General features: G+C 60.7%; 9 protein-coding genes. 3 read left to right on the top strand and 6 right to left on the bottom strand.

Annotated elements, in window-relative coordinates; all coding sequences use genetic code 11:
* Window positions 1-389: 389 nt before the first annotated feature.
* The gene (locus NE850_RS34235) at window positions 390-2312 is read left to right on the top strand and encodes an Ig-like domain-containing protein (RefSeq protein ID WP_232064305.1); all 1923 of its coding nucleotides are present in this window, start codon (window positions 390-392) and stop codon (window positions 2310-2312) included.
* 351 nt (window positions 2313-2663) lie between these two features.
* Here NE850_RS34235 and NE850_RS34230 read toward each other — a convergent pair whose 3' ends face one another.
* Window positions 2664-3833: a zinc-dependent alcohol dehydrogenase gene (locus NE850_RS34230; RefSeq protein ID WP_007176287.1), complete on the bottom strand. Its 1170-nt coding sequence runs from the start codon at window positions 3831-3833 to the stop codon at window positions 2664-2666.
* Between the two features lie 280 nt (window positions 3834-4113).
* Between NE850_RS34230 and NE850_RS34225 the strand changes: the two genes are divergently transcribed.
* Both NE850_RS34225 and NE850_RS34220 read left to right on the top strand, forming a co-directional pair.
* Window positions 4114-5031 (top strand): YihY/virulence factor BrkB family protein, encoded by a 918-nt coding sequence (locus tag NE850_RS34225; RefSeq protein WP_007176288.1) that lies wholly within the window; start codon window positions 4114-4116, stop codon window positions 5029-5031.
* 127 nt (window positions 5032-5158) lie between these two features.
* The gene (locus tag NE850_RS34220; RefSeq protein ID WP_007176289.1) at window positions 5159-5692 is read left to right on the top strand and encodes a hemerythrin domain-containing protein; all 534 of its coding nucleotides are present in this window, start codon (window positions 5159-5161) and stop codon (window positions 5690-5692) included.
* Between the two features lie 140 nt (window positions 5693-5832).
* Here the strand turns inward: NE850_RS34220 and gph are convergent, their stop codons facing one another.
* The 5 genes from gph to NE850_RS34195 all read right to left on the bottom strand — a co-directional run bounded on the left by gph (window position 5833) and on the right by NE850_RS34195 (window position 9447).
* On the bottom strand, window positions 5833-6519 hold the full coding sequence (gph, locus tag NE850_RS34215) for a phosphoglycolate phosphatase (RefSeq protein ID WP_165187819.1): 687 nt from the start codon (window positions 6517-6519) through the stop codon (window positions 5833-5835).
* Window positions 6520-6544: 25 nt separating this feature from the next.
* Window positions 6545-7309: an HAD family hydrolase gene (locus NE850_RS34210; protein WP_007176291.1), complete on the bottom strand. Its 765-nt coding sequence runs from the start codon at window positions 7307-7309 to the stop codon at window positions 6545-6547.
* Window positions 7310-7456: 147 nt separating this feature from the next.
* The gene (locus NE850_RS34205) at window positions 7457-7879 is read right to left on the bottom strand and encodes a biopolymer transporter ExbD (RefSeq protein WP_007176292.1); all 423 of its coding nucleotides are present in this window, start codon (window positions 7877-7879) and stop codon (window positions 7457-7459) included.
* Window positions 7870-8658, bottom strand: coding sequence for a MotA/TolQ/ExbB proton channel family protein (locus NE850_RS34200; RefSeq protein ID WP_007176293.1), 789 nt, complete (start codon window positions 8656-8658; stop codon window positions 7870-7872). Before NE850_RS34200 ends, NE850_RS34205 begins: the two co-directional genes overlap by 10 nt.
* Before the next feature lie 27 nt (window positions 8659-8685).
* Entirely contained in the window at window positions 8686-9447 is a 762-nt protein-coding gene (locus tag NE850_RS34195; RefSeq protein WP_007176294.1) for an energy transducer TonB, read from the bottom strand.
* Window positions 9448-9621 lie beyond the last annotated feature (174 nt).

The following is a 9621-nucleotide window of genomic DNA, read 5'->3' as shown; positions in this document are numbered from 1 at the left end:
CGGACGATGTCAAACGCAAACGCAACTCGAAGGAGGCAGCACTCAGCTAATAACCGTATGCGCAGGTGTATCAAATTCAAATTGCGTTTGCGTCCGAAGCTGTATCAACTTGAGATTGCGTTTGACACTCTATTACCGGCGCATTTCGCGGCCGGTCCGATTCTTCCAGGATCAGTTCGGGTATGTGGTTGCCCCGGTCCTCGGTATGTCCTCAGCGCCACACGCAAACCGAACTTATTTTAAGCGGCACCGAATTCCCGGTGCTGCGGACCGACTATGCAGAAGCGAACCATGAAAAATCTTGAATATAAAGCGGCTTTGTCGTCGCACCGGGGTTGCAAATGAATCACATATCGCGTTTCGCGAAACGGCTGAGCTGGTTGTCGGCAGTGTTCCTCATCGTGTTGGTAGCAGGGTGCGGTGGTTCTTCGGACAATGTTTCCAACGGCGGCGATCAACCTGCTTCCGCGCCGGGTGGAACTCAGGACACGACCCGTCCTGCCGTTAGCGCCGCGGTGCCCGCGCCAGGCGCTACGGGTGTCGGAGTAACGACGAAGATCGCCGTCACTTTCAGTAAAGACATGAACCCGGCAACGATTTCCGCGTCGAGCTTTACCGTCAGCGGTCCGGGCGCCACCCCGATTGCCGGCACAGTGAACTATACCGTTGGCTCAAGAGCCGCTGTATTCACGTCCACGAATGCTTCGCTGCCGGCGGGCACTGTCCTCACTGCAACGATAACCACTGCCGCGAAGGACGTTTCGGGTAACGCGCTGCAGAACAATTTTGTGTGGAGTTTCACCACGGCGGCCGCTCCAGATGTAACTCCGCCGACGGTGTCGCTTAGCGTGCCTGCCGCGGGTGCCACTAACGCTGCCTTGAACACTCACATTGCAGCGACTTTCAGCGAAGACATGGATCCGTCGACGATCACGGCGACCAGCTTCACACTGACCGGCCCCGGCGGCGCGCCAGTTGCGGGTACGGTGTCCTACGCGGCGGGGGCAAAAAGTGCCATCTTCACACCCACCACGCCTGCGGTCCTGAGTGCGGCAACCGCATACACCGCAACGATTACGACCGCTGCCAAAGATCTTTCCGGCAACGCGCTGGTCAGCAAGTTTGTGTGGACGTTCACCACGGGAACCACCACGGACACGACGCCTCCGTCGATCGTATCGGCCAACCCGGCCAACGGTGTGACCGGTGTTTGCACCAACAAGTCGGTCAACGTTACCTTTAGCGAGGCGATGGACCCGTCGACCATTACCGGCGCCACCCTCACTGTCGCTGCGTCGAACACACCCGCCACATTCCTGTCAGGTACAGTGGCCTATGATGTGCCGAGCAAGGTGGCAACCTTTACCGCAACCAGCCCGTTCGCGGCTAACACGAGCTACAACGCTACGGTCACAACCGGTGTGAAAGATCTCGCGGGCAATGCCTTGGCATCGGCTTCGGTGACGACATTCACGACCAATTCGTCCCTGTGCACGACGGCACCGGCACTGGGAGGCGCCCAGCCTTTTGGTTCGTTCGGTGGTAATGCCTCGGTCACCAACGCCGGATTGAATTCGGTAATTCATGGCGACCTGGGTGTGAATGCCGCTTCGACGAAGATCACGGGGCTGACCGACTCGAGCGGCACCCACTTTACGACTACCACCAGCAATAACGGACTGGTAACGGGTTTGGTGTACACACTCACTGCGCCTGCTAATTCGGTCCCGGGACTTGCGGTCACTCAGGCAAGCCTCGACGCCACCACCGCGTTCAATTCGCTGTCGCCGGCTTCGTTGCCGGGCGGTATCAATGTTTCGAGCCTGGCCCAATGTCCGAGTTGCGGCGGCGCTGGAGGCGGAGCGGACGAACTCGCAGGCCGTACGCTTCCGCCGGGCGTCTATCTGTCCAGTACGGGTACGTTCGATATCGGCGGTGTTGGCCGCACGACAGCCAATCTGACGCTCGACGCGGGTGGCGACGCCAATGCGGTCTGGGTCTTCCAGACGGCAGCCGGTACAGGGACATTGAATGTCGGCTTGACCGGACCCGCGACACCAGCGGTGCCGATCCAGGTATTGCTCGTCAATGGTGCCCAGGCTAAGAACGTGTTCTGGTACGTCCCGGCCGGTGCTGTTATCGGCACGGGGTCCACGATGACCGGAACGATGCTGGCCAATGCGTCGATCACTTTGTCGACGGTAGGCGGGACGCCTCCCACGGCCGTTATCACGACGCTCAATGGCCGCGCAATCGCACTGACCGCCGCGGTGACGATGGTCAATACGGTTATCAATCTGCCTTCACAGTAGGACTGTCTGTGCCAGTCGAGTACCCGGCAGTAGCCGGGCACTCGCTTCCGGCGCATCGTGTTTTGCCTTCCGGGATGGAGTCGTCGCTACCCGCTTCGTATCAGGCGCTACCAGCCCATGCAATTTCTTTTCACTTATGAGCCATACGTCATGAAAAAAGCAGTCCTCGCACTCGCCGTTGCCGCCGCATCTCTGTGCGCCGTCTCCCCTGCATCCGCCAATCCGCATCACCGTTCCTGCCACCGGGTAATGGTTCATCACCACTGGCAAAACCACTGCCGGTAATCAGATCACGCAACAACTTGTCCCCGCTGCCCTGCGGGGATTTTTTTATGCGTGATCGTCAAGCTTTCATGGCTTCATGACGACTTTGATACAGCCGTCTTCCTTGTCACGAAACGTCTTATACATATCGGGCCCTTGTTCCAGCGAAACCGTGTGCGTAATCACAAAGGACGGATCGATCTGTCCTTCCTGAATCCGGCGCAACAGATCATCTGTCCAGCGGTTGACGTGCGTTTGTCCCATCTTCCAGGTGAGGCCTTTATTCATGGAGGCACCGAATGGGATCTTGTCGATAAGCCCGCCATACACTCCCGGCACGGACAATATGCCGGCAGGGCGACACACGTAGATCATCTCCCGCAGCACGTGCGGCCGGTCAGTCTCCAGCATCACGGCCTGCTTGACACGGTCGTACATCGCGTCGAACGAGCGGGTGGCGTGAGACTCCATGCCGACTGCGTCAATGCATTTTTCCGGGCCCTTGCCGTTCGTCAACTCCTTCAGACGGTCGAGCACGCTCTCCTCGTCGAAGTTGATGGTGATCGCACCGCCAGCCTTGGCCATGACGAGCCGCTCCGGTACACGGTCGATGACCACCACCTGCCGGGCTCCCAATAGCACGGCGCTACGGATTGCCATCTGGCCGACCGGCCCCGCACCCCATATGGCGACCGTGTCCTCGGGCTGGATATCGCAGTTCACCGCCGCCTGCCAGCCGGTCGGAAAAATGTCGCCGAGGAAAAGAACCTGTTCGTCGGTTAGTCCATCGGGAATCTTGACGTGCGTGGTGTCCGCCATCGGCACACGCACGTATTCCGCCTGTCCGCCTGCATATCCGCCGGTCAGATGGGAGTACCCGAATAGTCCGGCCGTTGCATGGCCAAAGACCTTGTCTGCTTTTTCCTTGTTGCGGTTACTGCGTTCGCAGACGGAAAAATTACCGCGCTTGCACTGATCACATTCGCCGCAAAAAATCGTGAACGGAATGACGACCCGATCCCCGGTGCTCAACGCCTTGTTGTTCTTGCCGACTTCGACCACTTCGCCCATGAATTCGTGGCCCATGATGTCGCCACTTTCCATGGTCGGCATAAAGCCGTCGAAGAGATGAAGGTCCGAGCCGCAAATGGCGCACGTCGAGACCTTGATGATCGCGTCGCGTCCTTCTTCGATGATCGGGTCGGGGACCGTATCGCAGCGGATGTCGTGTTTGCCATGCCAACGTAGTGCTCTCATTCGAAGCTCCCGGTAAATGTCAGTGCCATTGCTTGCATGCGACCGCACGCATAAGGCCGGCGCCTTCCCTCCGCAACGACTATTCCCGCCTGTGGCGGGTGCGCCTTGCGTGTGGGAATGGCGGTTGCTCGAAGTCACGTAGCGGGATTCTTCATGGCCCGCCGTACCGAACCGACCTGCTAAAAAAGGGCACGGTGGCTCGAACAGGTAGACGGGAAAACGGACCCAGCGCACCCGGCGGCGTTTATCGCACGCCGGGCGAATGACGAGGAGAACGAAAGTGAGCCGATCGATCCGCTCGGAAGCGGCCGCCCGCCGCCGCGGCGGTAGCATCTTCCACATTGCTGTCGAAGCCGTCGGCAGATTTGCGTCGGACAGATGCACGACGCTGGCGGCGAGCATCAGCTTCTACGCGGCGTTTTCTCTCGCGCCGACGTTGCTGATCGTCCTCACGGTGACAGGCTGGTTTTTCGGCGAAGCCGCCGCCCGCGGCAAGCTGTTTGCGCAGGTGCACGACATCCTCGGCAACGACGCAGCCGGCGCGATGCAGGCCGTTGTCGAAAGCGCGCATCGTGCAAGCGGAGGCGGCCTGGCCGCGCTTCTCTCCATCATGCTGCTGGTGATCGGCGCATCGGCCACCTTCAGTTCGCTGAACACGGCGCTCGACGTTGTCTTCGCCGCGAAGCCAAAAGCCGGGCTGGCCGGATTGGCGCTTCTGGTGCGAGCACGCCTCGTTTCGTTCGGGCTGGTACTCGGTGTCGGATTCCTGCTCGTGGTTTCGCTGGTACTCGATACGGCAATCACTTTCGTCGGACAACGACTGTTCGGCGAATCGCCGCTGGTGATGGCCGCGCAGATCGCGCAAACCGTTTTCGGCATCGTCGTGTTATCTGCCGCTTTTGCGGCAATGCTGCGCTGGTTGCCGGACACGCATGTCCCATTTCGACACGCCATGACGGGCGCAATCGTTTCTGCGGTCCTTTTCTCGGTGGGGCGGCGGCTCTTCGGACTTTACCTCGCACATGCCGGTACGGCGAACTCGTTCGGTGCCGCCGGCTCGCTTGCCGTGCTGATGATGTGGCTTTATTTCTCCGCAGCGGTGTTTCTACTCGGCGCAGAGGTCGCTTCAGCGATGGATGGCGAGCGTCAGACGCCGGACGGGAAGACGCCCGTAACTGTCGGACAGCCGCGCAATTAACCGGATATTCGATGGCAGCGCATGGAAGCGTGATCGGGATGCCTGATCGCGCTGGGTCGGCGGGCATATCGCTTGCTCGACTACGGTGGCAACCAGACCATTCAACCGCATGACCGAGGAGATCACGATGCAAGCCACGAAAGAGAATCAGACAGAGACCCGCTCCGGCACAATCGACGCGTTGGCCTTTCTGGAGGCGGACCATCGAGCAGTTGAAAAATTGTTCGCCGCGTTCAAGAAAGCGGACGACGACCTCGAAGCGAAGGCGGCGCTTGCGCAGCGTGCCTGCGAAGAGCTAACCATCCATACGATACTGGAGGAGGAACTGCTTTATCCGGCTGCGCAGGAAGCGTTGCCCGACAGCGATAAGGTGGATGTCGAAGAAGCCTACATCGAGCACTACCTCGTCAAATCGCTGATTGCGAAATTCGAAACGCTGAAAGCGGGCGACAAAGGTTTCGACGCAACTTTCAAGGTAATGAGCGAGATGGTGGACCATCACGTGGAGGAAGAAGAGCAGGAACTCTTCCCGGAGCTGCGCAAGTCGAAATGCGATCTCCGCACGCTCGGTGAAAAGATGGCAAAACGCAAGGCGGAACTGCAAGCCAAGCTCGATGCGGTTGGCAGCAGATCAGTGGGCGACAAGACCGCGACGCTTTGAGTCGAGCAGCGCGACGGCAACGATGGAATGGGGCTGAGGGGCTTCGTTTTCACTTGGCATTAGTAGGAATCCGCAGGGTTTAGCCACGCGCACCTGCGGATGTTTGCAAATCCGTATCCGCAATCTGATCATCAATTACGTCATTCAATAGGCGCTCTGCGGGACGCAAGGATCGCCGGCATGGCCATGAGCGAATCGATCAAACCGTCGCACTCCAGCGCCGCCGACCCGTGTGGCCCGGCATAGCCATAGCGCACGATGAACACCGGCAGACCTGCCGCCCGCGCGGCGCTCACGTCCACCGGCGAATCCCCAACCAGTACGCTGTTTTCAGGTTCCACGTCGAGCAGCCTGCACGCGTGCCACAACGGTTCGGGATCGGGCTTCATTGTCGCGATCGAGTCACCGGCAACCAGTACGTCGAGGAAGCGGGCGAGCCCGGTCATGAGCAATAGCCGCGCGGCGAGTTCCTTCGGCTTGTTGGTGACGCACGCAAGCCGGTAGCCAAGCCGCTGCAGCTCCGCAAGGCCGGTTTCCACGTGAGGAAAAACGCGGCCGAGGCGTCCATTGGTCTGCACATAGTGGCGATGAAACACGTTCAATGCACGCTCGACATCGACGTGCCGGTCCAGACCGGCCGCTTCCAGCGAGCGTCGAACCAGGTTGGGCACGCCCTTGCCGATAAAGCCGCTGACGGTCTCGAACGGCAACCGCGCGGTACTGAACTCGTCGAGCATATGGCTGACCGCCTCGACAATGTCCGGCGCGGTGTCGACCATCGTGCCGTCGAGATCGACCAGCACGGCTTTGGGCCGCATACCTGTCATGAATGGCGCCCGATGCATGTTCAGATCAGGCGAGCGCGGCCGACGCGTGGCGATGCCACTGACGCAAGGTGGCCAGATCGACCCAACCGGCCCGTTCATCCGGTACAGACGAAGGAATCGGCGCGTTCGGTTCGCCCAGGTGAGGGAGCACGGCCAGCGCACCGTCGAAATCATCTTGCGACGTATAGACGGTCGGCGTCACGATAGTGGGAACGCCCGCCGCACGTGCCGCGCGCAGACCATTCGCGGAATCTTCGAAGGCCACGCAGTCTGGGCCTTTCAGACCGAGTTGCCGAAGCACGTCGAGGTAGACGTCGGGCGAAGGCTTCTTTACGTGGGTCGTGCCGGCATCGCAAATCGCGGCAAAGCGCGTACGCCACGTAGGTCCGAACGGCGTTTGCAGCAATGCGTCGAGGTTCGCGGGGGTGGTGGTCGTTGCGATCGCCACCGGAATGGCGGCTGCTTGCGCCTCGGCAATCAGACGTGCAATGCCCGGCCGCAACGGCAAGCCGCCGTTGCGCACGCGCGCGGCATAGTGACGGGTTTTGATCGCGTGCACGGCGTCGATCACGTCGTTGATACGCGTGCCATCCGCTTCTTCCAGATCGGCGACGTGCCAGTAATGCAGCAGGCGCTCCTTGCCGCCCGCCACTTTCAGAAGACGGGTGTAGAGCGACTCGTCCCAGAACCAGTCGAGACCCACTTCGGCGAATGCGGCATTGAAGGCCTGCAAATGAGCGGTCTCGGTATCGGCAAGTGTGCCGTCCACGTCGAAGATCAGGGCTTGCATGGTCCGGGCTCTCCTGGGTTCACGCAGGTTCAGGCAAGTTCAAGCAGCCACGATAGCGGAGCCGGATGCCGATTTGAATTCAGAGATTCTTTGGTCTCCGGTAAGGCATCCTTTAAGTCGTTGTGTCGATCACGCGGAAACACCGCGTTATTTCTTCTCCCGAGGATCGGTCACGAAGCCGATTTTTGTCAGTCCGCCGGCCTGCGCAGCCGACATCACGTCGGCGACGCGCTCATAGGGCACTTTGCGGTCGGCCCGTAAATGCAGTTCGGGCTGAGGCTTCGTATGAGCGGCCTCGGCAATCCTTGCGCGCAGAACGTCATCGGCCACGGGATGGCCGTCCCAGAGAATCGAACCGTCTGCCTGCACGGCTACGTCGAGATGCGCGGGTTTGACGTTATCCGGCTGACTGCTCGCTTGCGGCAGATCGATCTTCACCGCGTGCTGCATTGCCGGGATGGTGACGAGAAAGATGATCAGCAGTACCAGCATCACGTCGACGAGCGGCGTCATGTTGATTTCGTTCATCAGGCCGCTTTCTTCGTCGTCGGAGAACGGAGTCATTGCCATTTGAGCGCTCCGTCGTTCGTGGCGTCATTGGCTTCGCCATTTGCCGCAGGAACAGCGCGCGGCACAATGCGCATGTCGGGACCGGTACTCGACGGCAATTGCGAGCCGGTCACGAAATACGCATGCAGTCCATGCGCGAAACGCTTGAGTCTCGTCACGACCGACTTGTTGGCGCGGGTCAACCCGTTGTATCCCAGCACCGCGGGTATCGCCACGAAGAGGCCGAAGGCCGTCATGATCAGCGACTCGCCGACCGGTCCGGCGACGTGATCGATCGAGGTCTGTCCCGTCTCCCCGATCAGGATGAGCGCGTGATAAATGCCCCACACGGTGCCGAAGAGCCCGACAAAGGGCGCAGTGCTGCCGATCGACGCCAACACCGCGAGTCCGCTTTGCATGCGTGCGATGGCGTCGTCCATCGTGTCCTGCAGGCGCCGCGTAATCCAGTCGGATACGTCGATGCGGTCATGCAAATGCGACTGCGTTTGCTGATGATGGGCCGCGGCTTCCTCGCCGGCCAGGGCGAGCGCGAGAAGCGGATTGTCGCGGACCGACTTCGATGCGTGGGCGCCGAGGCTCTTCAATCCGTCCTCGAAGTGGTCGGCTCGCCAGAATTGCGCTTCGGCCTGGCGGGTCACGCGTTTGATCCGCAAAATGGTCCATAGCTTGACTAGAATCACCGTCCACGAGAGGACCGACATGATCAGCAGCGTGCTCAGAATGCAGCGCGTGACGATGTCGCCGCTTTCCCAGACATTCGCGAGGCCGTAGTGTTGCATGGTGAATTCCTTTGACCCGTAGACAAGTTACTCGGTCAATCCGAAGACGAACGATTCCGAATAGGCAGCGCGTACCGCTTCGCCGTTTTCCCTGTATGGCTGGCAGGCTCCGGCGTGCACGGCGGAGAGCGCTGCGTCGTCGAGCCGGGGATAGCCGCTGCTCTTTTGCAGTTGCGCGGTTTCGATATGACCGCTCAGGCCTACTACGAAGCGGACGATCGCGGTGCCGCTTTCATTGCGGCGCTTCGATACGTCGGGATAGTCCGGCTTGGGAATATCGCAGTCGACGTGCGATACGCTCTTTGGCGTGGTCGATGCGGGCGCCGTGTGTTCGGCGGCGGTCGCCGGTGTATTCGTTGCCGGTGCTGCGGGCGAAGGCGTAGCGGCAACGGGCGGAGTAGTGGGCTCGGGTGAGCGGGCAGTGTCTCTGGACGGCGTCGGCGTGGCCGGCATACCCAGCGCAGGCGCTATGCTGCTGCGCGGCGCCTTGAGACGAGGCGGCGGGAGTTTGCTGCGTGCAGGAGGCTGCGCGGCTTGCGGTGCTGCAACCACGGCGGCCGGCGCGGGCACGGCAGGAGCAGCCACCTCCGGCTCATTCCTCAACAACATCGCAACGATGGCCGGCGCTTCGACCGTTCGCTCCAACGTCCTGTCCCGCGTCGCCGACACCCACGCGAGCAAGCCCACATGAGCGGCGACCACGGCGCCCAGCGCCACGACGATCCGACGGCGCCATGCCGCATCGTTCGCGGTATATCCAGCCGTCGCCATTGCACGTTCCAGCATCATGGTCGAGGCCTTGCATTGGCCACCTCCGCGTTTATTTTCCACCCCTGCAGCGTGTTTTAGTACTGCCGCTGGTCCCGCAGCGTCAATTCGGGAAAATCTCCCGCCCGATGTTCGTTGTCAAACGATCCTCCAATGGGCTACTTTGCTTGAATGACGCGAGCTTTCGCGGCGCAG

The sequence above is a fragment of the Paraburkholderia sp. USG1 genome (assembly GCF_031570135.1).
Taxonomy (GTDB): Bacteria; Pseudomonadota; Gammaproteobacteria; order Burkholderiales; family Burkholderiaceae; genus Paraburkholderia; species Paraburkholderia dioscoreae.
This window is presented reverse-complemented; position numbering and strand designations above follow the sequence as displayed.

Coding starts and splice junctions, on each gene's coding strand:
- NE850_RS34230 (WP_007176287.1), bottom strand. CDS start 3,833: ATGAGAGCACTACGTTGGCATGGCAAACACGACATCCGCTGCGATACG.
- NE850_RS34220 (WP_007176289.1), top strand. CDS start 5,159: ATGCAAGCCACGAAAGAGAATCAGACAGAGACCCGCTCCGGCACAATC.
- gph (WP_165187819.1), bottom strand. CDS start 6,519: ATGACAGGTATGCGGCCCAAAGCCGTGCTGGTCGATCTCGACGGCACG.
- NE850_RS34210 (WP_007176291.1), bottom strand. CDS start 7,309: ATGCAAGCCCTGATCTTCGACGTGGACGGCACACTTGCCGATACCGAG.
- NE850_RS34205 (WP_007176292.1), bottom strand. CDS start 7,879: ATGGCAATGACTCCGTTCTCCGACGACGAAGAAAGCGGCCTGATGAAC.
- NE850_RS34200 (WP_007176293.1), bottom strand. CDS start 8,658: ATGCAACACTACGGCCTCGCGAATGTCTGGGAAAGCGGCGACATCGTC.
- NE850_RS34195 (WP_007176294.1), bottom strand. CDS start 9,447: ATGATGCTGGAACGTGCAATGGCGACGGCTGGATATACCGCGAACGAT.